Source organism: Paenarthrobacter sp. TA1.8, from assembly GCF_048595705.1.
Taxonomy (GTDB): domain Bacteria; phylum Actinomycetota; class Actinomycetes; order Actinomycetales; family Micrococcaceae; genus Arthrobacter; species Arthrobacter nitroguajacolicus.
Map to the genome: position 1 here is coordinate 3,150,464 of NZ_CP184287.1, position 23,841 is coordinate 3,174,304.

The 23,841-nt window shown below is 60.4% G+C and carries 25 protein-coding genes; 4 read left to right on the forward strand and 21 right to left on the reverse strand.

Annotation, left to right across the window (positions count from 1 at the left end):
• Positions 1 to 183 precede the first annotated feature (183 nt).
• Complete coding sequence (locus tag ACNAOT_RS14655) at positions 184 to 1,491, forward strand: AI-2E family transporter (RefSeq protein ID WP_420178403.1); 1,308 nt, start codon at positions 184 to 186, stop codon at positions 1,489 to 1,491.
• 177 nt (positions 1,492 to 1,668) lie between these two features.
• On the opposite strand, the gene ACNAOT_RS14660 is transcribed toward ACNAOT_RS14655, so the two are convergent.
• Together ACNAOT_RS14660 and ACNAOT_RS14665 are read right to left on the reverse strand one after the other, a co-directional pair.
• A complete protein-coding gene (locus tag ACNAOT_RS14660; protein WP_420178404.1) occupies positions 1,669 to 2,463 on the reverse strand; it encodes an alpha/beta hydrolase in 795 nt (264 codons plus the stop codon).
• Positions 2,464 to 2,482: 19 nt separating this feature from the next.
• Positions 2,483 to 2,830 (reverse strand): ATP/GTP-binding protein, encoded by a 348-nt coding sequence (locus ACNAOT_RS14665; protein ID WP_091468381.1) that lies wholly within the window; start codon positions 2,828 to 2,830, stop codon positions 2,483 to 2,485.
• 57 nt (positions 2,831 to 2,887) lie between these two features.
• On the opposite strand from ACNAOT_RS14665, the gene nucS reads away from it, so the two are divergent.
• From nucS to ACNAOT_RS14680, 3 genes are all read left to right on the forward strand, one after another.
• Entirely contained in the window at positions 2,888 to 3,583 is a 696-nt protein-coding gene (nucS, locus tag ACNAOT_RS14670) for an endonuclease NucS (RefSeq protein WP_178996812.1), read from the forward strand.
• A 47-nt stretch (positions 3,584 to 3,630) separates the two neighbouring features.
• Positions 3,631 to 4,878, forward strand: a complete 1,248-nt coding sequence (locus ACNAOT_RS14675; RefSeq protein ID WP_420178405.1) for an N-acetylglucosamine-6-phosphate deacetylase — start codon at positions 3,631 to 3,633, stop codon at positions 4,876 to 4,878.
• A gap of 298 nt (positions 4,879 to 5,176) precedes the next feature.
• The gene (locus tag ACNAOT_RS14680; protein WP_017199737.1) at positions 5,177 to 5,380 is read left to right on the forward strand and encodes a cold-shock protein; all 204 of its coding nucleotides are present in this window, start codon (positions 5,177 to 5,179) and stop codon (positions 5,378 to 5,380) included.
• A gap of 178 nt (positions 5,381 to 5,558) precedes the next feature.
• On the opposite strand, the gene ACNAOT_RS14685 is transcribed toward ACNAOT_RS14680, so the two are convergent.
• From ACNAOT_RS14685 to prfA, 19 genes are all read right to left on the reverse strand, one after another.
• Positions 5,559 to 8,075, reverse strand: a complete 2,517-nt coding sequence (locus ACNAOT_RS14685) for a bifunctional lysylphosphatidylglycerol flippase/synthetase MprF (protein ID WP_420178406.1) — start codon at positions 8,073 to 8,075, stop codon at positions 5,559 to 5,561.
• Positions 8,057 to 9,355 (reverse strand): alpha/beta hydrolase, encoded by a 1,299-nt coding sequence (locus tag ACNAOT_RS14690; RefSeq protein ID WP_420178407.1) that lies wholly within the window; start codon positions 9,353 to 9,355, stop codon positions 8,057 to 8,059. The genes ACNAOT_RS14685 and ACNAOT_RS14690 overlap by 19 nt, the downstream gene beginning before the upstream one ends.
• A 5-nt stretch (positions 9,356 to 9,360) precedes the next feature.
• Positions 9,361 to 9,792, reverse strand: coding sequence for a DUF2550 domain-containing protein (locus ACNAOT_RS14695; RefSeq protein ID WP_420178408.1), 432 nt, complete (start codon positions 9,790 to 9,792; stop codon positions 9,361 to 9,363).
• A 10-nt stretch (positions 9,793 to 9,802) separates the two neighbouring features.
• Positions 9,803 to 10,087: a F0F1 ATP synthase subunit epsilon gene (locus ACNAOT_RS14700; protein WP_014922172.1), complete on the reverse strand. Its 285-nt coding sequence runs from the start codon at positions 10,085 to 10,087 to the stop codon at positions 9,803 to 9,805.
• 1 nt (position 10,088) lies between these two features.
• A complete protein-coding gene (atpD, locus tag ACNAOT_RS14705) occupies positions 10,089 to 11,540 on the reverse strand; it encodes a F0F1 ATP synthase subunit beta (RefSeq protein WP_091468394.1) in 1,452 nt (483 codons plus the stop codon).
• Positions 11,541 to 11,623: 83 nt separating this feature from the next.
• The gene (locus ACNAOT_RS14710) at positions 11,624 to 12,514 is read right to left on the reverse strand and encodes a F0F1 ATP synthase subunit gamma (protein ID WP_011775258.1); all 891 of its coding nucleotides are present in this window, start codon (positions 12,512 to 12,514) and stop codon (positions 11,624 to 11,626) included.
• A 76-nt stretch (positions 12,515 to 12,590) separates the two neighbouring features.
• Positions 12,591 to 14,228: a F0F1 ATP synthase subunit alpha gene (atpA, locus tag ACNAOT_RS14715; RefSeq protein ID WP_011775259.1), complete on the reverse strand. Its 1,638-nt coding sequence runs from the start codon at positions 14,226 to 14,228 to the stop codon at positions 12,591 to 12,593.
• An 85-nt stretch (positions 14,229 to 14,313) separates the two neighbouring features.
• Positions 14,314 to 15,141 carry a F0F1 ATP synthase subunit delta gene (locus ACNAOT_RS14720; RefSeq protein ID WP_091468397.1) on the reverse strand — a complete coding sequence of 276 codons (828 nt, stop codon included), beginning with the start codon at positions 15,139 to 15,141 and terminating at the stop codon, positions 14,314 to 14,316.
• Positions 15,141 to 15,698 (reverse strand): F0F1 ATP synthase subunit B, encoded by a 558-nt coding sequence (locus tag ACNAOT_RS14725; RefSeq protein ID WP_017199730.1) that lies wholly within the window; start codon positions 15,696 to 15,698, stop codon positions 15,141 to 15,143. The genes ACNAOT_RS14720 and ACNAOT_RS14725 overlap by 1 nt, the downstream gene beginning before the upstream one ends.
• Positions 15,699 to 15,753: 55 nt before the next feature.
• Positions 15,754 to 15,957 (reverse strand): ATP synthase F0 subunit C, encoded by a 204-nt coding sequence (gene atpE, locus ACNAOT_RS14730; RefSeq protein WP_009356484.1) that lies wholly within the window; start codon positions 15,955 to 15,957, stop codon positions 15,754 to 15,756.
• A 77-nt stretch (positions 15,958 to 16,034) separates the two neighbouring features.
• Positions 16,035 to 16,835 (reverse strand): F0F1 ATP synthase subunit A, encoded by an 801-nt coding sequence (gene atpB / locus ACNAOT_RS14735; RefSeq protein ID WP_017199729.1) that lies wholly within the window; start codon positions 16,833 to 16,835, stop codon positions 16,035 to 16,037.
• 81 nt (positions 16,836 to 16,916) lie between these two features.
• Positions 16,917 to 17,255 (reverse strand): hypothetical protein, encoded by a 339-nt coding sequence (locus ACNAOT_RS14740; protein WP_178996815.1) that lies wholly within the window; start codon positions 17,253 to 17,255, stop codon positions 16,917 to 16,919.
• Positions 17,242 to 17,733: a hypothetical protein gene (locus ACNAOT_RS14745; RefSeq protein WP_420178409.1), complete on the reverse strand. Its 492-nt coding sequence runs from the start codon at positions 17,731 to 17,733 to the stop codon at positions 17,242 to 17,244. The genes ACNAOT_RS14740 and ACNAOT_RS14745 overlap by 14 nt, the downstream gene beginning before the upstream one ends.
• A gap of 119 nt (positions 17,734 to 17,852) precedes the next feature.
• On the reverse strand, positions 17,853 to 18,965 hold the full coding sequence (locus tag ACNAOT_RS14750) for an MraY family glycosyltransferase (protein ID WP_091468403.1): 1,113 nt from the start codon (positions 18,963 to 18,965) through the stop codon (positions 17,853 to 17,855).
• A 281-nt stretch (positions 18,966 to 19,246) separates the two neighbouring features.
• On the reverse strand, positions 19,247 to 20,203 hold the full coding sequence (locus tag ACNAOT_RS14755) for a glycosyltransferase (protein WP_420178410.1): 957 nt from the start codon (positions 20,201 to 20,203) through the stop codon (positions 19,247 to 19,249).
• Positions 20,204 to 20,989 (reverse strand): WecB/TagA/CpsF family glycosyltransferase, encoded by a 786-nt coding sequence (locus tag ACNAOT_RS14760; RefSeq protein WP_420178411.1) that lies wholly within the window; start codon positions 20,987 to 20,989, stop codon positions 20,204 to 20,206.
• Entirely contained in the window at positions 20,986 to 21,792 is an 807-nt protein-coding gene (locus ACNAOT_RS14765) for an L-threonylcarbamoyladenylate synthase (RefSeq protein ID WP_420178412.1), read from the reverse strand. The genes ACNAOT_RS14760 and ACNAOT_RS14765 overlap by 4 nt, the downstream gene beginning before the upstream one ends.
• Before the next feature lie 12 nt (positions 21,793 to 21,804).
• A complete protein-coding gene (gene prmC / locus ACNAOT_RS14770; RefSeq protein WP_420178413.1) occupies positions 21,805 to 22,677 on the reverse strand; it encodes a peptide chain release factor N(5)-glutamine methyltransferase in 873 nt (290 codons plus the stop codon).
• A 34-nt stretch (positions 22,678 to 22,711) separates the two neighbouring features.
• Entirely contained in the window at positions 22,712 to 23,785 is a 1,074-nt protein-coding gene (gene prfA / locus ACNAOT_RS14775) for a peptide chain release factor 1 (RefSeq protein ID WP_014922181.1), read from the reverse strand.
• Positions 23,786 to 23,841 lie beyond the last annotated feature (56 nt).

Sequence of the window (23,841 nt, forward strand, 5' to 3'; positions counted from 1 at the left end):
AGGGTAACCGTTTTGTTATCAGAGAGTCAGATCGAGGTGATCTCCCCGACATCCCGAAAAGCCCGCCAACGCGCCGCTGCAGCGCCAATCCGCGCTCCTGATAGTGTGGCGATGATCATGATATACGGGCCTTCCAGCGCCTAAGTCCACCCTGTACCACCACTGAAAAGGCAGCCAAACCGCGTGAAAGACCACATGGAGCCCCGTCCCGTCGATGAGCCCGGGTCAAGTGCGGTGGATACCCCCTCCGAGGGCACTGCCGCGACGGTTCCGGCTGCGACGGTTCCAGTCCGCACCGGACGCCTGGCTGCAATCAGCCGCAGGCTGAGGCAACCCATCCCCGGCGCCCGGAACCGCGTACGTTTCGAGATGCCCCCGGAAGCTGAATCGGATGAAGGCCGCGAAGGCTTCCGCCCCGAGGACGACCACGGCTTCGGAGCACCTGGCCCGCGGATGTCTTCCCAGCACCCTGTATATGTCGGATTCATGGGTACTGCAGGTGTAGGAATTGCTTTGGCCGTGTTCTACATCGCCAGCAACACCACCCAGCTCATCTTGTGGATCGTGGCGGCACTCTTCATCGCCCTCGGACTTGATCCCGTGGTCCGCTGGCTGGAAGGCCGCAAAGTGCCCCGGCCCGCCGGCATCCTCATATCCGTCTCAGCCCTTGTGCTCGCGGTGGCCGGATTCTTTGCAACGCTGATTCCCACCATCGTCGAACAGGTATCGGAAATCGTCCGCCAAGCCCCGGACTGGATCCGCAGCTTCCTGGACTCGGACTTCTTCCGCAACGCAGACAGCCAATTTGGCGTACGTGACCGCATCACCACCGAACTGGACAAGTTCGTCAAGGATCCCGAAGCGATGGGCGGAATCTTCGGCGGTGTGGTCGGTTTCGGGTCCACGGTTGCCAACGGCCTGTTCGGTTCCCTGATCGTACTGGTCCTCAGCCTCTACTTCCTGGCAGCCCTGCCATCGATGAAGAAGTGGGCCTACCGCCTCGCTCCCCGGTCCCGCCGTCCACGTGTTGAGGCGCTTTCCGAAGCGATTACCGACTCCGTGGGCAACTACGTCATAGGCCAGGTTTGCGTTGCCCTGCTGAACGCCATTTTTGCCTTCATCCTGATGACCATCCTGGGCATCCCCTTCAGCGTCCTGCTTGCCTTCGTAGTTGCCCTGCTGGCGTTCATTCCCCTGGTAGGCGGCATGATCGCCGCCGTCGTGGTCATCCTGGTAGCATTCACCGCCGGCTGGCAGACAGCCGTGATCTATGCGATCGCCTACTTCGCCTACCTGCAGTTCGAGGCGTACTTCATCTCACCGCGCATCATGCAGCGTGCAGTAGCTGTACCGGGGGCGGTGGCGGTGATCTCGGTGATTGCCGGCGGCAGCCTGCTCGGCGTCCTTGGCGCACTGATCGCCATTCCGACGGCGGCAGCCATCATGCTGCTGATCAAGGAAGTATTCATCGTCCGCCAAGATCGGCACTGAGTACCCCGCCCTCCACAGGTTCTTCAGACAGATAATGCCCCTGAACACGATGTGTTCTTAGGGGCATTATCTGCACACAGGCTCAGCGGTTCGCGACAGGGTCAAGCACTAGCGACCGTACTAGGCACTCGCAACCGTACTAGGCACTCGCGACCGTACTAGGCACTCGCGACCGTACTAGGCACTCGCGACCGGCCCCGCCCACTCGCGTGGCAGGCCGTCCGCTCCGGCACCCGCCGGAGTGACGTCGTCGACGATTTCATCCAAGACGCGGGCCGCGTACTTCTCGCCCACCCAAAGGTGTTTTGCACCGTCGACGCCGACAAGCCGGGCCTGCGGCACCAGGCTGAACCGCTGGGCTGCTTCGGCAGGCTGCAGGTAGTCGTCATGCTCCGGCACCAGGACCGTGAGCGGCATGCCGGAGGCGGCCCACTCCTTGAGGTGCACATCAGTGGCGCGGTGCAAGGGTGGGGACAGCAGCACTGCACCTTCGATTTCCGGGGCCACCGGCTCCACCGCCCCGTACATGAGGGCGAGCTCGGTACCGAAGGACCACCCGACGAGCCAGCGGTTCGGGAGCCCGCGTTCCACGGCGAAACGGACGGCAGCCTCGACGTCGTAGCGCTCCCCAATGCCCTCCTCGAACTGGCCGTCGCTGGTGCCACGCGGTGATGCCGTGCCCCGCGTGTTGAAGCGCAGGACTGCAACTCCCGACAGCGCGGGCAGCCGGTAGGAGGCCTTCCGGTAGACGTGGGAATCCATGAACCCGCCGTGCGTGGGCAGCGGGTGGAGGGTGATCAACGTCGCGGTGACCTCCCCTGATTCCGGCATTGCCAGTTCGCCCAGCAATACCTTGCCGTCCTCGGTGGTGAACTCCACGTTCTCGCGGCGGGCGGGAAGGACCGTGGAAGCGCGGATCTCCGATGGCGCGTCCTGCGGGGTAAACACGAACGAGGCGGGGTCGAAAGTCATGCAACCAAGCCTAAGGGAATCAGCGGTAGCGGTACGTCCTGCCCGTCCAGCAGTTGGTGTGCCAGTGCCTGCGTTCGGCCAGGCCTGCGGCTTGTCCAAACAGGTGACTGTCGGACCACACCACCAGATGCGCGATGCCGGGGACGATGGCGGTGGAGCAACCAGGGCAGATGTATTGCTTTTCCGCCTTCTTGGCCGTCATGGTCCGCACCATCCAGTCCCCGTCCGGTGCACTTTCGCGCCGGGCGATACCACCGCGCGCCCGCTCAAGGTCGAGCTCCGGCGTCGGTTCCGTCCATTTGCTGCCGCCGGCGCTGCCGGAGCGTGTGCTGGACGCGTTGCGACGAGGACGGTTGGAGCGGGGCATGCTTCCATTCTGCCCCAGCCACCCTGTTGTAGATGGTGAGACGGTAATGTGGGGCGGGTGCGACTCGTCATAGCCCGTTGTTCTGTTGATTACGTTGGCCGCCTCAAGGCCCATCTTCCCCTCGCTACCCGGCTCCTGCTGGTCAAAGCGGATGGTTCGGTGTTGGTGCATTCCGACGGCGGTTCCTACAAGCCGCTGAACTGGATGAGCCCCCCTGCAACACTTCGTGTGACCACGCCTGAGGAAACCGAAGTGGAAGAAGGGGTGGTGGAACAGTGGACTGTCCAGTCCGCTAAGACGGATGACCGCCTCATCATCAACATCTACGAGCAACTGCATGACACCTCGCACGAGCTCGGCACTGATCCCGGCCTGATCAAGGACGGCGTCGAAGCAGATCTCCAGAGGCTGCTGGCCGAGCAAATCGAGCTTCTGGGATCCGGTTACTCCCTCATACGCCGCGAGTACTTCACCGCTATCGGCCCTGTGGACATCCTGGCCAGGGATGCTGACGGCGCCACAGTTGCTATTGAGCTGAAACGGCGCGGAGACATCGACGGCGTCGAACAACTCACGCGGTATCTCGAACTGCTCAACCGCGACCCCCTGTTGGCTCCCGTGAGGGGGATTTTCGCCGCTCAACAAATCAAGCCCCAAGCGAAAGTACTGGCCAACGACCGCGGAATCGATTGCGTCACGCTGGATTATGACGCCATGCGCGGCGTGGATGACAGCGAGTCACGGCTCTTCTGAGTTTTCCCCTTCGGGAGACTGTGCCGCAGGCCACTAGAATCAGAATTATGACTGTCGCATCCGGATTTCCCTCTTCCTCCGCTCCGAGCCACCAGATCATCCGAGGAACGCTTGTCAGCGACGGGGAGGTAGTGGAAGACGGCCTGGTTGCCGTCGACGGGGACAGAATTGCCTACGCGGGGCCGGCCAAAGGCTTCGATCCCGAAGAATTTGAGGGTTTCCAAAGCGCAATCCGCTTGGGGATTCCCAGCGGCAGCTACCTCTTCCCAGGACTCGTGGACGTTCACTGCCATGGTGGCAACGGCGGCGATTTCCCTGGCGGCGAAGAAGGCTCGGCGCGCAGGGCAGTGGAGTTCCTTCATCGCTCAGGGACCACCACTTTCCTCGCCAGCATGGTCACCGCTCCCCGGGCAGATCTCCTTCGAGGCATCGAGCTTTACGTGAAGCTAGTGGATGAAGGCCTCGTGGCCGGCATTCATTTGGAAGGCCCCTTCCTGTCCCATGCCCGCTGCGGGGCCCAGAATCCGGAATACCTGCTGGAGCCCGACCTGGAGCTCATGGACGAACTGGTGGGAGCCGCGGCCGGTAAGCTCGCCACCATGACTTACGCCCCGGAGCTTCCGGGGGCAGCTGCCTTGGTGGACTTGATGACTTCCCATGGAGTCACTCCCTCCTTGGGGCACACGGACTGCGACGACGCCACAGCCGCCGCGTCCCTGGCTGCGGCCCGCGAGGGACTCGAGTCAGCAGGATTCGACGGCGTCAGCTCGCTTCCCACGGTCACGCACCTTTTCAACGGAATGCCTCCCCTGCATCACCGCGCCCCTGGTCCCGTTGCGGCATGCCTGCGCATGGCCCAGGAAGGGAAGGCGGTTGTTGAACTCATTGCTGACGGAACGCATTTGGACCCCAGCACCGTGGCCACCGTCTTCCAGTTAGTGGGAGCGGGCAACATCGTGCTGGTAACGGATTCCATGGCGGCGGCAGGACTGTCCGATGGCAACTACATGCTTGGCCCGTCGCCGGTCACTGTCAGCGACGGCGTGGCCACGCTGGATGCCACCGGCTCCATCGCCGGAGGCACCTCCACGCTCCTGGAAGTCGTCAGCAAAACGGTGGCAGCCGGCGTCGCGCTTCCCGACGCCATTTGCTCGGCAACGGCGGTCCCGGCCGCTGTCCTGGGACTTTCCGACGAAATAGGCGGGCTCCGTCGGGGACTGCGGGCTGATGTCGTTGTAACAAACGAGGATCTGGAACTGACAGGCGTAATGCGCAATGGCCAGTGGTTGTCTTAGTTGAGCGACTGCCCTGGTTGCAGGAAAAGGACTTTGGTAATTGCAGAAGCCGACGTTACCTTCTTTTTACCGAAAATTTTCCTGAATTGCCCAAAACACCGTTGACCTCCGGCAGAGCTCATGAAAGTGTTGTAGCAGTCTTTGTGTAGGTGGTTTTCATGCTCGCAAGACCAGTTGCGAGCGTGAAGCTCCTGCGAATCAACCAAGCCCCGGCTTGTGCGGTATTCAGGTCTTCTCGCGGAGTAACAAACCCGGTACGAGGTGTATCGGACTGATGTTCCACAATGAGGAGAAATACATGGCACTGGGAACCGTCAAGTGGTTCAACGCTGAAAAGGGCTTCGGCTTCATCACCCCGGATGACGCGGATGGGGACGTTTTCGTTCACTACTCCGAGATCCAGACCGGTGGCTTCAAGACCCTCGATGAGAACCAGCGCGTTCAGTTCGAGATCGGTCAGGGAGCCAAGGGCCCCCAGGCAACCGGCGTTACGGTCGTCTAGTCTTACCCGTTGATCTCTGCTTGTTGCAGATACAACAAACACGTTGACCCTGGCTTCCGAGCCGGGGTCAACGCGTCTTAACCTAAAGAATGCCCGCCACAATAAGCGGCTTGTCAACAAGACTTGTTACTAACCATGAAGAAATACCAAAAGGGTCCTTCCGATAAGTGTTGACAATTCAACCAACCAAGCTTCGAAGCAGCCGCGCGGAATGCCGGACTGACAATCCCGGAAGATAGGCCCTGCTGAGCGCACGCCCAATTGCAGGAAGATGCAGCGGGTCTTGGTAATACATGTACAAGGTTCTGTACTCGGGCTGGAACCTCGACTTAAAGGACGCCAGCGACCTGAATCCGTAAACAGGTTCCAAGGCGTGCCCCACCACCTCCAGTAGTCCTGCCAGACCTTTGGCCCGCTGCTCGATTTCGCCCTTTTCCCGGGCTAAAGGCGAACCGGACAAAGAAATCAGCTCCACCGAATCCCGCAGGTGCAAAACAGCCGAAGCTATCAGGAACTCCATGACCCCCGGGAAAGCATCGCCCCGCCGCCGCATGAAGTCCAGTGTCCAACTGACAATCACACCTTCCTCATAGACGGGAAGCCAACTGGTGACGCCATAGACAAAACCCTTGTCGTCCAAAGCGACGCAGCACAGGACGTCGTCGTCATCCAACTCGTCCAGGCCTCCCATGGTGAAGCCCATTTCCGGGATTTTTTTCTGGGCAGCCCATTCCTCGGAAACCTCACTCACTTGGGCACGCACTCCATGCGGGAGTTCGGAGTATCGGCCCCATCTGGCCGTGATCCCCATCTTCGCGGCACGGTTGAGGGATGTTCTGACGTTTTGCCACTCCTTGCCCTTGAACTCCAGGCCCCTGATCCGCAGTCGAGTCTCTTGGGCAACCGGCACCCGGCGGAATCCGCGCGATTGCAGCATGGGCCAGAGCTCGTCCGTGCAGGAGTAGAGGCATGGCGTCAACGCATGCTGCGAGCAATACTCCAGGAAGCCTTTGGCGGTAGCCGCGTGATGCTGCCTTGCTCCGAAAGGACCGGCCAGCGTCAACGCCACGTGGCTGTGCTGCTGGTAGGCGACTCCCCCGGTACCTTCGGGAGTGAACCAGTATTTGTTTGGCTCCCAAAGAGCCATCCATGACAAGGAATCTCCGCCCCGCTTCACCAGGGCACGTGCACCCTGACGCGCCTGACGGTCAAGTCCACCCGTGTGGTGTCCGCGGATCAGCAGCACCCATACGCCTATCAAGGCAACGAGCCAAAAGACCGTGCCGGAGTAGGAAAAGAGGATAACTTCCAGCACATCGCGGTCAGCAAAAACCTTACGGTAAACACCTGGAAGCGGAACGGGGAGATACTGCCTGGCGAGCTCAGCCACCAGACCCAGCAGCCCGCCGTCGCGAACCAAGCCACCGGAAGCCAGCCATACCGCTGCGTAGGCCACGCCCAGCCCTCCCCCAGTTAATCCGACCACCCAGAACACCTTCCGGCGCAGGTGGTCGGAGGTCACCACCCGGAAGTGGCCCCGATAGGCGAACAGGAGAAGTGCCAAAGCCAAGGGGACCAGCACAAGTGGGATGATGTGAACCACGGCCGAGTTGAGCATTCCCGCATGGGGGCGTCCTTCCGGCCTCGGCATACCGGCAAAAAGGCCAAGATAGATCGTGGACAAGACGACCACCACCAACTGCACGCCGATGGCAATTCCCAACGCGAGGCGGCGTCCGCGCCTCATGCCGTCGGCACAGATCAAGAGCAGGACAACCGGCACAACTGCCAAGGCCAAACCGAACGGTCCTGTGTAACCCTGGCGTGCAATTTCGAGGCAAGCGACGTCGATGGTGCCCCCGCAGTTGCTTTCCAGTTGGCTCAGGGTTGGCAGCGGGTTAAGGATGACGTCACGCAACAAGGCCAACGGCCCCGATGGACTCTTGGCTGCCGCGGTCACGATGGGACCCACGGCGAAAATTGCCATGGTCAGCGACAGGAGGTTCCGGATTTCACGGCTGGTGGACCTATGCAGGTGGAGATGGCCTTGGCTGCTTTGCATCCACCAGCCGGCGAGCAAGCCAATCAGCGCGCCCAGAAAACCAACAACTGTCTCCGCATGACCTACGTAGAGCACCAGCAACAGGGAAAGGGAAAGCACCACTGTGCGCAGGCGACGCTGCCACAATGTGGGCAGGAGCGCACTCGCGGCCAAAGCCGTAGCAAGAATTGCGCCGTATGGTCCGATCAGGCGGGTATCAGCCATCTCGGAAAGCCACCCGTCATCGACGTATTGCGCCACCTGGGTCACCAAGAGGAAGGCCGATATACAGCCGAACTGGCTCCCGAAGAACACTCCAGCCGTTTTAGGGGAGCCCAACTGCCGCTCTGCGAGTCCGAGCAGGAGCAATATCATGAGGACGGCAGTGGCATAGGCCAACGGATTGGTGGTGAAGAACAGCGACGTCCAGATGGACCACCATTCCCCCGAGCGCAACCCATCCAGGGACACACTGGCCACCGCAAGCCACGGCCGGGGTGGTCCAGTCAGGAAGCTCCCGGAGGCCAACGACAGGCCCACAAAAACGGCAAGCACGAGCAGGGTGAACGGCGTTGACCGCAAATGCCGGCTCGCCTGCCTCAGCGCAGGCTCCGCCACACCTCTGAGGGTAAGGCTCACCGCGGCAACCCCCACCGGGTGGCAAGGAAGTCGAGTCCGCCGGGCATTCCACGAATCACTGCATCCCAGGAGTGTCCGGCCTGAGGAATTGAATGATCTTCGGTTTCAAAACCAGCGTTTCGTGCCGCGTCAGCAAGCTCATGCATGTAGTCAGTGAACTCGTGGTCAGCTTCGCCCGAAACCAGATACACCCCGCTGCCGGCAAAGTTGCGCTGCTGCATCATCACCAGAGGTGTCCGGGATTCGAAAGCTTCAACATCGCCGTCGAACGAGTCCGAAATCGTCTTGCTTCGATCTTTGGCCAGGGCCGGTTCCCTTTCTGCGGCGAAAGGCAGAATGGATGCGAACAGATCCGGGTGCAAAGTTCCCATTTGCATGGCGCATGTGCCGCCAAAAGAGAAACCGCCAACGGCCCACTGCTTGTGATCAGTCGCCACATCCAAAGTCTCAGTGATCCAGGCCGGGACATCCTTCGAAAGATAGGTGTCCACCGAGGCGATGTTGCTGTCCATGCACATGGTGTTGGCGTTGGCTGATCCGTTGGGGTCGACCACCACTGTGACAGGGGCAATCCCGTGATGATTTTCAGCGAACTGGTCCAGTACGGAACGGAGCTGGCCACCAGTCAGCCAATCCGCCGGACCACCCGGCTGCCCGGCGAAGAGCACCAACACAGGCAGGCTGGGACGGGATGCGGTCTGATAGGCGGGTGGCAAGTAAACATATGCTTCCCGTGCGTTAAAGCCGGATACCGTACCGGGAATGTCAGCTCTGCGCAGGACGCCGTTTCGGGGCATGGAGTCCGGGGCTTTCCATGCGGAGGGGGCCTGACCGGGCTTCGCGTCTACAGCGCGTTTGAGGCTCGATTCCAGTGGCTGTATGCGCGCCACCGCAGTACCCAGCAGGTCCGAGACCGTGTTATTCAATCCGAAATAGAGATTAATCTGGACCACGCATAAGAGCACGACGCCGAGCATCGCCACCACACTGAACGAGCGGCCGCGCCAGGAGTTTCGGGGGAAGCGCGCAGCGCACAGGAGAAGGGCTGCGACAGCGGGGACCGCCCAGGCCACAGTCTGAAAGGGAAGGTTCTCCGAAAACGTGGCCATAAGATCCACCAGGATCCAGTGAATCAGCGCCACGACACCTACGGCGAGCAGTAGGCTGCTGGCGACGAACAGAAGCCAGGAACGTCGTCGACGCCATAGGAGGTAGGCCCCGCCTGCTGCACCACAGGCGATGCTGAACCAGAGGAACGGCCCATCAACCAGACTGACGTCCGAAAGAAAGTCCATGGCGCCTAACGCCAGGTTCCGACGCCAATGACCGGCCCAGCTTCAAGCCAGGACGACAAACCCGCATAGGCATCGAAATTCATGGCGAGCATGAACTTCTTGCCTTCGTACTGCAGTTCAACCACAACCACACCAGGTTGTATCCTGACGAGTTCTTCTTCCGTGGGCTGGCGGCGGCCAAGCAGTTCAAGTGAGCTGCGCGTGAACTTGTGCTTGGGGATGATGCTCAGGGACATCAAGCGGAACCACTCGAGCTCATTGTCCTGATAACGACAAACCCCCATTTGCCAGCTGTTTCCAGCCATGCAAATGGAGGCGTCGACCGTGCCCAGGGCGCGCCGCAGATTGAAGCGGCGCACCCCGAAAAGGCACAGTGAAATGATCAGCAACGTAAACGCTGTTGCCAAGGCGATGAACGGAATAAGGGAATCGTCCATCAAGGTCGTGCTATCGGATCCCCGCTGTAGCCGCTTCGCCCAATTTGGCGTTGTCAGCAACAATGACCACGCGATCGTTGTCGACGGAGAAGAATCCGCCGTCAACAACTACTGCAATGCGATCACCGGAAACCGGCTGGATTGCCAGCTCGCCCGCGGCCATGATGGCCAGAAGGGGCGAGTGGCCCGGCAGGATTCCGATTTCACCATCACTGGTGCGGGCCTTCACCATCTTGGCCGCACCGGACCACACGAAGTGGTCCGCTGCGACAATCTCAACCTCGAGCTCAGCCATACTACTTGGTCTGTTCCTGGATCTTGGCCCACTGACGCTCGACGTCATCCAGGCCGCCGACGTTGAAGAACGCCTGCTCTGCGATGTGGTCCAGCTCGCCGTCACAGATGGCCGTGAAGCCTTCAACAGTGTCCTTGATGGACACAGTGGAGCCCTCGACGCCGGTGAACTGCTTGGCGGTGTAGGTGTTCTGGGAGAGGAACTGCTGGATACGACGTGCACGCGACACGACGATCTTGTCCTCTTCAGACAGTTCGTCAACACCGAGGATGGCGATGATGTCCTGGAGTTCCTTGTTCTTCTGCAGGATCTGCTTAACACGAACAGCCGTGTTGTAGTGATCCTTGCCGATGTACTGGGGATCCAGAATACGGGACGTGGACGTCAGCGGGTCAACGGCCGGGTACAAACCACGGGAGGCGATTTCACGGGAAAGTTCCGTGGTCGCGTCGAGGTGTGCGAAGGTCGTTGCCGGAGCCGGGTCGGTGTAGTCATCAGCCGGCACGTAGATGGCCTGCATCGACGTGATGGAGTGGCCCTTGGTGGAGGTGATGCGCTCCTGGAGCAGACCCATCTCGTCAGCAAGGTTGGGCTGGTAGCCCACAGCGGACGGCATGCGGCCGAGCAGTGTGGAAACTTCCGAGCCTGCCTGCGTGAAGCGGAAGATGTTGTCGATGAAGAGCAACACGTCCTGGTTCTGAACATCGCGGAAGTACTCCGCCATGGTCAGGGCGGACAGGGCCACGCGAAGACGCGTTCCCGGCGGCTCATCCATCTGGCCGAATACAAGGGCGGTGTCCTTAAGAACGCCTGCCTCTTCCATTTCAACCCAGAGGTCGTTACCTTCACGGGTACGCTCGCCAACACCGGCGAATACGGAAGTACCACCGAAGTTGCGGGCAACACGGGTGATCATTTCCTGGATCAGAACGGTCTTGCCAACGCCGGCGCCGCCGAACAGGCCGATCTTTCCACCCTTGATGTACGGGGTGAGAAGGTCGATGACCTTGATGCCGGTCTCGAGCATCTCGGTGGAGCCCTCGAGGGAAGCGAAGGACGGAGCCTTGCGGTGGATCGGCCAGTAGGCGTCCGCCTTGATCTCGGACTCTTCGACGTCCAGCGGCTTGCCGAGAACGTTGAAGATGTGGCCCTTGACGCCGTCGCCGACGGGCACGGAGATGGGAGAACCGGAGTCCCGCACAGTGGTGCCGCGGACGAGGCCGTCGGTTGCCTGCAGGGAGATGGCGCGAACGAGGTTGTCACCCAGGTGCTGGGAAGTCTCGAACGTGATGGTTTTCGTCTGGCCGTTGAGAGTGATCTCAGTGGTCAGAGCGTTGTAAATCGAGGGGATTGCGTCAGCCGGGAATTCGACGTCGACAACCGGACCAATAACACGGGCAATGCGGCCGGTAGCACCGGCCGTAGCTACGTGTTCGGTAGCAGTGGCAGTCATCTCTCTCACTTCACTCAGTAGATGGCGTGGGTTTAAGTTTATCTGTTTGGTGCAGGTGCGGCTTCGAGCCGAATTCGTTGAGGCTAAGACGCGAGGGCGTCTGCGCCGGCCACGATTTCGGAAAGCTCCTGCGTAATCTCGGCCTGGCGGGCCGTGTTGCGAAGGCGCGTGTACTTCTTGATCAAGTCGGTAGCGTTGTCACCGGCCGACTTCATAGCACGCTGGCGGGCTGCGAGCTCGGAAGCTGCTGCCTGCAGCATGGCTGCGAAGATGCGGGACTCGATGTAACGCGGCAGCAGTGCGTCAAGCACCTGCTCTGTTTCCGGCTCAAACTCGTACAACGGCAACAGCTCGGATTCCGAGGCTGCTTCCTCTTCGACGACCTCCAACGGGAGCAAACGGATGACCGTCGGCTCCTGCGTCACCATGGACTTGAAGCGGGTGTATACAACGTGGATCTCGTCCACGCCGCCCTCTTCGAAGTCTGTGGAGAAGTCTTCAAGAAGTGCAGCTCCGACTTCCTGCGCGGTTTCGAATTCCGGTGCGTCGGTGCCGCCAGTCCATACGCGGGCGTAGGACCGGTTGCGGAAATCGAAGTACGCCTGCGCCTTACGGCCAACCAGGTATGCCTTGACTTCCTTGCCTTCTGCGTGAAGAAGCTCGGTGAGACCTTCAGCCTGCTTGAGCACGCTCGCGGAGTACGATCCTGCAAGGCCACGGTCCGATGTAATGATCAGGACTGCGGCGCGGCGGATCTGCTCCGGCTCGGTGGTCAGCGGGTGGTCGATTTCGCTCTGAGTTGCGACAGCAGAAACGGCGCGGGTAATCGCGTTCGCGTAAGGCAGTGAAGCTGCTACGCGGGCGCGGGCCTTACCGATGCGCGAGGTAGCGATCAGTTCCATCGCCTTGAAGATCTTGCGCATCGACGTCGTCGAGCTGATCTTCTGACGGTAGACCCGAATCTGGGCTCCCATACTTATCCTTTCCTAAGTTTCCGATGTGCTGCCCTGCCGGGGCCCTTGCGGACCCCGGCAGGGCAGGTGATCGGAACTAGCGCTTCTGCTTGACGATCTTTTCCTGGTCGACGTCGCCGCCGGAGATCGCTGCGTGCTCCTCGTGTCCAGCGCCAACCAAGTGGTTGTCGCCCTCGCCGAAGAAGCCCTTCTTGAAGGAAACAATGGCTTCCTTCAGAGCTGCAGCGGTGTCGTCATCCAGGACGTTGGTCTGAGCCAGCGTTGTCAGGATGGAGGACTTGTGCGTGAGGTGCTCCAGGAACTCGGACTCGAAGCGGCTGATGTCCTCAACCGGAACGTCGTCCAGGTAACCGTTGGTGCCGGCCCAGATGGAAACAACCTGGTTCTCAACGGGGAACGGTGAGTACTGGCCCTGCTTCAGCAGTTCCATCAGGCGTGCACCACGGGTCAGCTGCTGACGTGATGCAGCATCCAGGTCAGAGGCGAACATAGCGAATGCCTGCATGTCGCGGTACTGGGCCAGGTCCAGCTTCAAGGTACCGGAGACCTTCTTCATGGACTTGACCTGTGCAGCGCCACCAACGCGGGAGACGGACACACCAACGTCAACAGCGGGACGCTGGTTGGCGTTGAAGAGATCCGACTGGAGGAAGATCTGACCATCGGTAATGGAGATCACGTTGGTCGGGATGTACGCGGAGACGTCGTTTGCCTTGGTCTCGACGATCGGAAGACCGGTCATCGAGCCGGCACCGAGCTCGTCGGAGAGCTTGGCACAACGCTCCAGCAGGCGGGAGTGCAAGTAGAAAACGTCACCCGGGTATGCTTCGCGTCCCGGCGGACGGCGCAGCAGCAGGGAGACGGCGCGGTAGGCTTCGGCCTGCTTGGACAGGTCATCGAAGATCACCAGAACGTGCTTGCCGCCGTACATCCAGTGCTGGCCGATGGCCGAACCTGCATACGGTGCCAAGTACTTGAAGCCGGCAGGGTCAGATGCCGGGGACGCCACGATGGTGGTGTACTCCAGCGCGCCGTGGTCCTCAAGGGTCTGGCGAACGGCTGCAATGGTGGAAGCCTTCTGGCCGACACCAACGTAGACGCAGCGAACCTGCTTGGTGACATCTCCCGAAGCCCAGTTGGCCTTCTGGTTGATGATGGTGTCCACAGCGATTGCGGTCTTGCCGGTCTGGCGGTCACCAATGATCAGCTGACGCTGGCCGCGGCCGATCGGGATCATGGCGTCGATAGCCTTGAGGCCGGTCTGCATCGGTTCGTGAACCGACTTGCGTTCGGTAACGCCCGGAGCCTGAAGTTCCAGTGCACGGGTGGCTTCGGCCTTGATCTCGCCGAGGTCATCGATGGGCTGGCCCAGGGGGTCGACAACGCGACCCAGGAAGGCGTCGCCAACCGGAACGGACAGGATCTCACCGGTACGGTGAACTTCCTGGCCTTCTTCAATACCGGTGAAGTCACCGAGGATAATGACACCGATCTCGCGGACGTCAAGGTTCTGGGCCAGGCCCAGCGTGCCATCTTCGAAGCGAAGCAGCTCGTTCGCCATGACCGAGGGAAGACCCTCAACACGGGCGATGCCGTCACTTGCGGTGGTCACACGACCAACCTCTACGCGCTCTGCGTTACCGGGTTCGTAGGACGCCGCGAACTCGTTCAACGCATTACGGACGTCGTCGGCGTTGATGGTCAATTCGGCCATCTGCAGTCCCTGCTCTCCTGTTTTCGTGATCATCGTTGCTCACGATGACCGGGTTTTATATCAGTTAAGTTGTGCTTTGTCTTCGCTAGCCAACGAGCTGGCGGCGGAGTTCGGACAGGCGGGCGATGACCGAAGCGTCGAGCACTTCGTCACCCACCTGAACGCGAATTCCACCGATCAGTGCGGGGTCAACATTGACGTTGACCTTCAGTTCGCGGCCGTACAGGGCATCAAGCCCGGCCTGCAGACGGCTGGCCTGCGTTTCCGTCAACGGACGGGTAACGCTGACAGTTGCAATCCAGCGCTGCTGGCGCTTGGCTGCAAGCTTGGCGAATGACTCGACGAGCTTGCTCGGCTTGACACCGCGTGGCTGCGTAACTGCCTGGCGGATGAGAACCTTTGATTCCTCGCTGCTGCCAGGAACAAGTTTCTCGGCCAGTGCAATCTTCGCCGCAGGAGATGCCTGCGGTTCAGACAGAGCACGTTGTACTTCGTGGCTGGAGGCGACGGCCTGGTTGAAGGCAAACAGATCGTTTTCCAGCTCTTCCAGCCCCGTGATACCGGAGGCAGAAACGGCCGACTTGTTTTCAGCTACGGCAATGACAACCGTGGCGGCAAGCGTCTCGAGTGCATCGCCGATATCGCGGGCCGATGCCCAGCGCGAGCTGGCCAATCCGCCTGCAATTTCAGCAGCATCAGCGGAGACTTTTCCGCCAACCAGCTGCTTGACCAGCGCCGACTTCTCGTCACCGGAACGGGACGGGTCAGTCAGGGCGCGGCGCAAGCCAGCCGAGCTGTCCACCGTTCCCAGGATTCCGAAGAGGTCCTTAGCCAACTGCAGCGAGGCGAAGGGAAGCTTGGCTTCCAGCTGCGCCAGCGCTGTGGTCAGCGATTCGCTCGATATACCTGCCATTACTTAGCTGCACCTGCGCTCTGGGTCTCCAGATCTGCAAGGAAGCGGTCCACAACACGTGCGGCGCGCTGGTCGTCGGTGAGTGCTTCCCCAACGATGCGGCCGGCCAGTGTGGTGGCCAAAGTGCCAACCTCGGAACGAAGCGAGACAACAGCTGCCTGGCGCTCCGACTCGATGGCAGCGTGTGCCTGCTCGGTGATGCGTGCAGACTCTGCTGCAGCCTTTGCCTTCAGGTCCGCGAGGATCTGGGCGCCTTCGGCGCGTGCTTCTTCACGGATTCGGTTGGCTTCGGCACGGGCATCAGTGAGCTGCTGCTTGTACTCTTCGAGAGCAGCAGAAGCTTCTGCCTGTGCCGCTTCGGCCTTTGCAATGCCACCTTCAATTGCTTCGGCGCGCTCTGCGAAGGTCTTCTCGAACATCGGAACAATGAACTTGATCACGATGTACAGGAGGACCGCAAAGCCGACGAGGACGACGCCCATTTCCCAAACATTGGGAACGAGAGGGTTAGCGGCCTCTTCGCCTTCAGTGGCGGCTGAGATGATCAGCTGATTCATATTTCACCCGTCCTATCTACTCGGTTGCGGAATTCGCTTGTTCTGAATCCGAAGACTAGAGAACGAACGCGAAGACGAGGCCGAGGATGGCGAGAGCTTCGGTCAGTGCCAGACCAAGGAACGCGATCGGCTGCAGCACACGCTGAGCTTCCGGCTGACGAGCAACACCGTTGATGTAAGCCGCGAACACGAGACCCACACCGATACCACCGCCGATTGCGGACAGACCGTAACCTACGAGGTTGAGATTGCCTTCCATTTTTTTCCTTTCAAGATGCCACCCATGTGGCAGGTTGTTTGGTTTACTTCAATCCCCACAAGGGGAAGTTTGGGAGCCTAGTGGCTGTCGGCGTGCAGTGCGCCTTCGATGTAAATCGCGGTCAACAGAGTGAACACGTAAGCCTGCAGGGCCATGATCAATGCTTCGAGCATGTACATGGCGATTGCCCCAACCAGGACCAGGACCGAGGTGCCCTTCAAGAGGACGTTCTCCTGCATGACGAGATACTCGATACCGGAACCGGCAAGCATGACGATCAAGTGACCGGCCAGCATTGTTGCGAACAGACGGAGGCTGTGCGTGACAGGGCGGACCAGGAAGTTGGAGATGATCTCGATCGGTACGACGATCGGGAGGATGTACCAAGGAACACCGGACGGAACGGTGGCGAGCTTGAAGTACTTCAGGCCGTTCTTCTTGATACCGATGATGATCCACGTGAAGTACACGATGCCGGCCAGCACGTAGGCGCCGCCAACGTGCGAGAAGCTCGGGAGCTGGATCACCGGGATGGCGCCGTAAATGTTGTTCACCAAGATAAAGAAGAACAGGCTGAACAACAGCGGGACGTACTTGATGAAGTCCTTGCCGCCGATGATGTCCTTGGCGATGCTGTTGCGGACGAAGCCGTAGGCCATCTCGCCTGCGAACTGCAGCTTGCCGGGAACCAGCTGCTGCTTACGTGCAGCGAGGATGAAGAATGTAGCGATAATGACGACCGAAAGGATCACCAGCAGCATCTGCTTGGAGAATCCGTCGTGTGCACCCCAAGGCAGGATTGCCGGCAGGTGCATTTCGTCGATTCCGGGTGGGGTGAATGACCCCGAATCCTGGGCGGGGAGCGCAAGCGCGATCAACGCGTTTCCTCTCTGCTGTGTCCATCATTGGGCATTGGTTGGAATCCGAACGCGTTGGACGCATTCACAATCCATGTGAAATTATTTGGCATTACTGTCCCCGTCCGTGGACGGACCGCTGTCTGCGTTGCTCTCGCCAGAAGGATTGGAGCTTTGCCTGGTGAGGCCGTGCATATGGGAAAGATAGAACCCTCCTGCGGCTCCCAGCAGAGCGCCAAGGAGCACAATCCAGCGGGTCCCCCACAGATTATCCAGACCCCAGCCTATCAAACTCCAGACAATGATCCCGCCAATGATGTAGCTGAAGACAGCGATGCCGGCGTTGTATCCGCCGTCGTTTCCTGCTTCGGCGGATTCATTGTGGTTGGCGGGTTGCTGAGCAGTGGCAGCCGGGCGTGAATAACGCTTACGCGGAGACATCCGGGCCACCCTTCGGTTCTGCGGGATCGTTGTAGATCTGGAGACGGGCCTTGCTGAAAGCGTAGATCTCTGCGGCCTGCCAGAAGACGACTGAAACAACCGCCCCAATGAGGAACCACCGGCCCTGGAGCCAGTCCGGCTTACCAAGCACAAAAAGCACTACGGCGAATCCGATGACTTTGATGAAGTAAGTCGCAACAAAGAGTCCGATTGCGCCGGAAGGATTGTTCCGGCCAACGAAATGGCCAATCAGGAGACTGATGCCAAAGAAGAGCATGACCAGCAGGGCGCCGAGAGCAGCCGAGAGTGCGCTCTGCCCGCCGGCAACGAGGGCCGCAATGACGCACGTGACGGCGGTGGCTGCCAGTGCAGCAACGACGCTGAAATAAAGCAGCCGGAGCCAGAGATTGGTGGTCGCACCGGAAACTCCAACACCACGTTTACCGGACGGGCGTCCGGTTTCGGCGTTGGATGTCATGGGGATACCAATCCTCGTGGCACAGGTGCCATATTCTCAAAGTGGGGTTACGGGCGAGTGACTGTCCGCAGAAAGAATTCTACATGAGATAGAACTGTGACCATAACCAGCCGTCACAACTACTCCCCCGGCCGCGGCGAGTTCCGGGTGAAGTAGGGCCATGCCGTCACAGCGGCCATGACGAGCGCTGCCACAATGATGACGATGAGCACGATTTGCCAGGGGAACACGGCAAAGGCGACGCCACCGAAGGCAAGAATGCACGTCCACACATAGAGCATGACGACGGCGCTGCGGTGCGAGTATCCAAGGTCCACCAGCTTGTGGTGGAGGTGCCCGCGGTCAGCCGACCACGGCGATTGGCCCCTGGCTGTCCTGCGGACAACGGCCATCCCCAAATCAAGAAGGGGAAGGGACAACACCGCGAAGGGCAGCAGGATGGGAACGATGGTGGGGATACCGTTGGCGCGGTCGTAGAGACCGGAGCCGATCTGCCCCGTGGCCACGACGCCGGCGGAAGCCATCAGCAAACCAATAAGCATGGCTCCCGAATCGCCCATGAAGATCTTTGCCGGAAACCAGTTGTGCGGCAGGAACCCGATGCAGCTGCCCACGAGGATGGCCATCAGGAGTGTTGCGAGGTCTGAGTTGTCAGTGGATGGGTTGTTCCTGTGAACCCAATAGGCGGTGAGGAAGAACGCTCCCCCACCAATGATGGCGACTCCTGCTGCCAAACCGTCCAGTCCGTCAATGAAGTTGACGGCATTCATGGTGGTGACAATGAGCCCTGCGGTGAGCACAATCTGCACGACTTCGGACTCAAGGAAGATCGGTTCGGGAATAAAGGGCACCACAGACATCCGCACACCCCAGATAGCCACGATGAAGGCGGCTGCGGCCTGGCCCAGGAGCTTGATCCACCAACGGATGTCCAGGATGTCGTCCGCGACCCCCACCGCGACAATCACAACGGCACCAGCGAGGATGCCCCAAGGGGCATCGTTGTGCCTGAAGATGTCCTTGACGAAGAAGGAATTGCTCGCGACCACCAACGCAGCGAAGAAGCCCACAAAGATGCCCAGTCCCCCGAGTTTGGAGATCAGGGCTGAATGCATGTCGCGGCTTCGGATGGGTTGGTATAAGCGCAGCTTGTTTCCCACGACGCGTGCACCCCACGTCCCCGCGTACGACACAACGGCCGCTGTAAGGGCCATCAGCATGTACATGATCATGACGCGGCCCCGGACAGCAGCCTGCACACCACACCGGAAGAATGAATCATCGAATGCAGCCGGCGGGTTTGATTGCCGTCTGGTTGTGGGCAGCTCAAGGTGTGGAATTCTGTCTTTGGATAAATGGAACTACTCCGTCGCCATGCCTGCACCGGCTGTGCCGAATGTTGCGGGATTACTGTGGACTCTAGTCACGATACTAATGCCAATGGCCGTGACCACCCTGTGATGCAGCCACCAAGCCCCAGCGTGTTCAGCTGGGAACTCAAGCGGCGTAGCTTCTACCTGACGGGCCCCTGGACGTTACGCAATGCGTAGATCCCATCGAGCACCTGGGCGTTGGACCGCGGAGCTTTCAGGCTGTGGCGCAGGCCTTTCAAGAGCCCGGCCAAAAGCACTTTGCGGTTCGGAGAGGCGGCCATGGTGCGGGTCCAATTGCGCAGCGAAGCGCCGGTAAACAGGACCTTTTCCCACGGCGCCAAGGCGTTCGATCGGGTATAAACCCAGAGCTTGTTCCGCACTTCATAATAGAAGCGCGGGCCGGGATCCGCTCCCGCATCACCAAATACTTTCGTGTGGTGGTTGGCCACCGATGCGTTGGTAGTCAAAGCGGTACCGTGGCGGGAAATCCTCGCGGTGTACTCAAGGTCATCGTTCCAGATGAAATAGTCCGCAATCGGCAGGCCATGCTGCTTGATCTCTCCAGCGCGTATCAGCACCGACACGAAGGAAGCACTCCGAATCTGGGTGGCGCCCAGACGGGCAGCAACGCTGCGTTGGTCCTCGCTCGCTCCCATCCGCGGACGCATACCGTTCATTGGGTGGTCACGGCCATCAGTCCACACAACACGGCTTGCGATGAAGGCCGGGGCCTCGCCCGTTTCCTGTTGGTAGGATTCCGAGACCTCCAATGCTTCGCGAAGGGCATTCGCCTGCGGTTCCGTGTCGTCGTCCATGATCCATACGTGGTCGGCACCGTGGTCCAGCACGGCCCGTTCCATACCGACAACGAACCCACCGGCACCGCCCACATTCGTGTTCAACGAGACCACATCAATGGTCACCGGGCTTTGATACTGCTGGAGGAACTCTGCGGTCCCATCCGTGGAGGCATTGTCCACGATGACCACGGCGTCCGGTACCCGGGTACCTGCAACAATGCCTTCCAAGGTCGTCTGGAGGAGTTCACGCCGGTTATAGGTCACCACAACAGCGACCACGACAGGGTGGGACGTCATTTACTTGCCTTTGGTCTTGGATGGTTGGAAACGGCGCCGAATCAGCAGGCCTGCCAGCTTCCAAGGTTCAACGAAAACTCTGTAGGCCACACGGCCGGGGTGAAGGACCAACCGCCAGGCCCATTCGAGCCCCAAGCGGCCGAGCCAACGTGGCGCTAGTTTTTGGATGCCAGCGACCTGTTCAATGGCACCGCCGACGGCGCAATAGAGGGCAGGCGGCAACTCTGCGAGCCGGCGGTGCAGGACTGTTTCCTGCAGCGGCATCCCAAGTCCGAACAGGACCAGTTGCGGACGAAATTCCGTCAGCCAGTTCACCACCGCGTCCTCCAGGGTGCTGTCCCAACCCTCACCGGGCATTCCATCCACCGTTGCACCGGGGATGATGGAGCGCAGCCGGGCGACCGCCTTCGTATTGGCCGCCCGTCCGGCGCCAACCACGGCTACACGCTCCAGACCGTTGACCTTTCCGAGCTCCGGGATCCAATCCATGGAACCGAGCCGGTAGGCCATGGGTCCCTCACCCAGCGCCTGGAGTTGACGTTTGTGGGCGAGTCCCCAAAGCATCGCAACGGGAGCACCATCCAGTAGGACGATCGAGCTGTCCTCGTATAAGGAACGGACATCCGGGCGCGAATGAAGCAGCGTGATGCTGTGAAGATTATGTCCAAGGGCGGTGGCGGTTGTTCCGGCTGCGATGAGTCCGGCCATCGCTTCAATTAGCTCGTTGACGCGCATGGGAGTGGCGTCGACGTCGAAGACGGGGACGCGTTGGCGCTCCGGAATCATTCGGGTTTGGCTTCGCTCGGGGCCCCTGGTTTCACTGATTCTTGGGTTGAATCCACGAAGGCGGCCGTTTCCGTTACTTCGATCGGCGCGTCATCCGCTGCTGGGGTCGCGTCTTCCACAGGAGGCACCTCCGCAGGAATGGTTTCACCGATGCCCAGAATCGAGGGAACGATCTCGCGGAGTCGCTCCAGCTCGATGGCTCCTTGGCGCACTACCCGGAACGGCGTGGAAGTGGCATCCACAATCGTGGAGGGCAGGGCAGCAGTCCCCTTGACGGGACGGAAACCGCCCTCGAGGTAGACCTCTACGGACTCTGCCAGTTGGAGTCGTGCTTCCGAGGCCGTCTGTGCGGCTTCCTGGCCAGTCCTGTTGGCGGAGGAAACGGCCAACGGACCTGTGAGCCCCAGGAGTTCCAGGGCGATCTGGTCATCGGGCATCCTGAGGGCGACGGTGCCCTTGGTTTCGCCGAGGTCCCAGTCCAAGGACGGCTGTGCATGCAGGATCAGTGTCAGGCCACCAGGCCAGAAGGCCTGCGCCAGCGCCCTGGCATCGGCAGGGACATCGGTGGCCAGCCCGTCCAGGGCATTGACCCGGGGTATCAGGACCGGAGGGGGCATCTGCCGGCTACGCCCCTTGGAGGCCAGCAACATGGTCACGGCCAACGGCGAAAAGGCATCAGCGGCAATGCCGTAGACGGTGTCCGTTGGCATCACGATGCACTTCTTTTCACTGATGGCGCGCTGGGCATGCTGAAGGCCTTCAGTCCGCTGGTCATCGGAAGTGCAGTTATAGGTTGTGGTCACAGCGCTATTCTTTCACTCATCGGGAGACGGGCTTGCCAGGACGGCACTGGTGGCACGTTCCTTGCCGTTCAGGTCACAGTGCGTGGTGACGTCTTTCCAACGCCCCGTTCGTTGCAGCATGCCGGCGATCCAGGCCGCTTGGACTTCCGCATGTTCCATCACGAAGTAACCACCGGGTTTAAGGAGGCGGGCCGCTGAGGCCGCTGCCGCCGTCGGAAGTTCCATGCCGTCCGATCCCCCACCGTACAGTGCCTCCGGCGGATCGTGGAGGGCGACTTCCGGCTCCGTGGGGATCGCTTCGGCCGGGATGTACGGAGGGTTGGATACGACGACGTCGAAAGTTCCGTTGTGCTCAGGGAGCGCATCCCGCAGATCGCCTTCAATGAGCATGACCCCCAAGGGTTCCAGGTTCCTGGCCGCCCAGGCATGCGCGAACGTACTGTATTCCACGGCATGAACCTCAGCGCCCGGAACCTCATGGGCGATGGAACCGGCAATTGCACCGGATCCTGTGCCGAGGTCCACCACCTTGGGTTTCGGCATTCCAGCGAGGTGGTCAATGACCAATTGCACTACCGATTCCGTTTCAGGACGCGGAATGAAGACGCCGGGACCTACACGCAACGCCAAGTGACGGAAATACGCGACGCCGGTGATGTGCTGCAGCGGGACCCGTCCGGCGCGCTCCTCCACCAGTTCCCGGTAGCCGTCGGGAGCTGGTGTGTCGCCGAGCATCATGGCGCGTAGGCGGCCAAGGCCGACACCGAGCAAGTGTTCGGCAAGCAACTCAGCGTCGACACGCGGGCTGGGCACACCGGCGTCGGATAAGACGGCAGTAGCCTCGCGAACAGCGTCCGCGAGGCTCTGGCCTTGGTAAAACGTCATGGATGAACTCTGCTGTGGTTGTTGTCCGGCAGCGCTATTCGCCGATGGCGTCCAGGCGTGCCTGCTCGTCAGCTTCAATGGCTGACTGGATCACGGGTTCAAGATCGCCGTTCATGACGGCATCGAGGTTGTAGGCCTTGTAGCCGGTGCGGTGGTCCGCAATACGGTTTTCCGGGAAGTTGTATGTGCGGATGCGCTCTGAACGGTCCATGGTGCGGATCTGGGACTTGCGCTGTTCAGAGTTGGCAGCATCAATTTGTTCCTGCTGGTGGGCCAGAAGGCGCGCGCGGAGAACGCGCATACCGGCTTCACGGTTCTGCAGCTGCGATTTTTCGTTTTGCATTGCCACAACAATGCCCGTAGGCAAGTGGGTAATGCGGACGGCGGAGTCGGTGGTGTTCACGGACTGGCCACCCGGTCCGGATGAACGGTAAACATCGATCTTGAGGTCGTTCTGGTTAATCTCAAGTTCTTCGGGCTCATCAACTTCGGGGAGCACCAGCACGCCGGCAGCCGACGTGTGGATGCGGCCCTGCGACTCAGTCACAGGAACCCGCTGGACGCGGTGCACGCCGCCTTCAAATTTCAAGCGGGCAAAAACGCCCTGTGCGGGGTCGTTCGAATTGCCCTTAATGGCCACGGCGACGTCTTTGTATCCACCAAGATCGGATTCGGTGGCGGAGATCATTTCAGTCTTCCAGCCCCGCGACTCGGCGTATCGCATGTACATCCGCAGAAGGTCGCCAGCGAACAGTGCAGCTTCGTCGCCACCTTCGCCGCCCTTGACTTCGAGAATCACGTTGCGGGCGTCGTCCGGATCACGAGGGATCAGCAGACGGCGCAGCCGCTCCTGTGCCGCAGGAATCTGCTCCTCCAACTGCACAACTTCTGCAGCGAATTCGGGATCTTCGTCTGCCATCTCTTTGGCAGCTTCCAGATCATCATTGAGCCCGCGCCATTTGTTGTACGCCTCCACAATGCCCTGGAGCTGAGCAGACCGACGCCCCAACTTCCGGGCAGCAGACTGATCGGCATAAACGGCAGGATCACTCAACTGCGCCTGAATAGCAGCATGCTCATCCAGCAATCCCTGTACGGACTCAAACATTTTCAAACCTCTTTCGTGTCGCACCCTATGTTAGTCGGGTGCAGAAATCCGTTCCC

Bases quoted from the DNA above. Each gene is read 5' to 3' on its own strand.
- ACNAOT_RS14760 (WP_420178411.1), bottom strand. From the start codon at position 20,989: ATGATTCCGGAGCGCCAACGCGTCCCCGTCTTCGACGTCGACGCCACT.
- ACNAOT_RS14725 (WP_017199730.1), bottom strand. From the start codon at position 15,698: ATGAATCAGCTGATCATCTCAGCCGCCACTGAAGGCGAAGAGGCCGCT.
- ACNAOT_RS14720 (WP_091468397.1), bottom strand. From the start codon at position 15,141: ATGGCAGGTATATCGAGCGAATCGCTGACCACAGCGCTGGCGCAGCTG.
- ACNAOT_RS14665 (WP_091468381.1), bottom strand. From the start codon at position 2,830: ATGCCCCGCTCCAACCGTCCTCGTCGCAACGCGTCCAGCACACGCTCC.
- ACNAOT_RS14750 (WP_091468403.1), bottom strand. From the start codon at position 18,965: ATGATCATGTACATGCTGATGGCCCTTACAGCGGCCGTTGTGTCGTAC.
- ACNAOT_RS14740 (WP_178996815.1), bottom strand. From the start codon at position 17,255: ATGTCTCCGCGTAAGCGTTATTCACGCCCGGCTGCCACTGCTCAGCAA.
- ACNAOT_RS14755 (WP_420178410.1), bottom strand. From the start codon at position 20,203: ATGACGTCCCACCCTGTCGTGGTCGCTGTTGTGGTGACCTATAACCGG.
- ACNAOT_RS14710 (WP_011775258.1), bottom strand. From the start codon at position 12,514: ATGGGAGCCCAGATTCGGGTCTACCGTCAGAAGATCAGCTCGACGACG.
- ACNAOT_RS14690 (WP_420178407.1), bottom strand. From the start codon at position 9,355: ATGGACTTTCTTTCGGACGTCAGTCTGGTTGATGGGCCGTTCCTCTGG.
- prmC (WP_420178413.1), bottom strand. From the start codon at position 22,677: ATGACGTTTTACCAAGGCCAGAGCCTCGCGGACGCTGTTCGCGAGGCT.
- atpD (WP_091468394.1), bottom strand. From the start codon at position 11,540: ATGACTGCCACTGCTACCGAACACGTAGCTACGGCCGGTGCTACCGGC.
- ACNAOT_RS14745 (WP_420178409.1), bottom strand. From the start codon at position 17,733: ATGACATCCAACGCCGAAACCGGACGCCCGTCCGGTAAACGTGGTGTT.
- prfA (WP_014922181.1), bottom strand. From the start codon at position 23,785: ATGTTTGAGTCCGTACAGGGATTGCTGGATGAGCATGCTGCTATTCAG.
- ACNAOT_RS14695 (WP_420178408.1), bottom strand. From the start codon at position 9,792: ATGGACGATTCCCTTATTCCGTTCATCGCCTTGGCAACAGCGTTTACG.
- atpA (WP_011775259.1), bottom strand. From the start codon at position 14,228: ATGGCCGAATTGACCATCAACGCCGACGACGTCCGTAATGCGTTGAAC.
- ACNAOT_RS14700 (WP_014922172.1), bottom strand. From the start codon at position 10,087: ATGGCTGAGCTCGAGGTTGAGATTGTCGCAGCGGACCACTTCGTGTGG.
- ACNAOT_RS14660 (WP_420178404.1), bottom strand. From the start codon at position 2,463: ATGACTTTCGACCCCGCCTCGTTCGTGTTTACCCCGCAGGACGCGCCA.
- ACNAOT_RS14675 (WP_420178405.1), top strand. From the start codon at position 3,631: ATGACTGTCGCATCCGGATTTCCCTCTTCCTCCGCTCCGAGCCACCAG.
- ACNAOT_RS14680 (WP_017199737.1), top strand. From the start codon at position 5,177: ATGGCACTGGGAACCGTCAAGTGGTTCAACGCTGAAAAGGGCTTCGGC.
- atpE (WP_009356484.1), bottom strand. From the start codon at position 15,957: ATGGAAGGCAATCTCAACCTCGTAGGTTACGGTCTGTCCGCAATCGGC.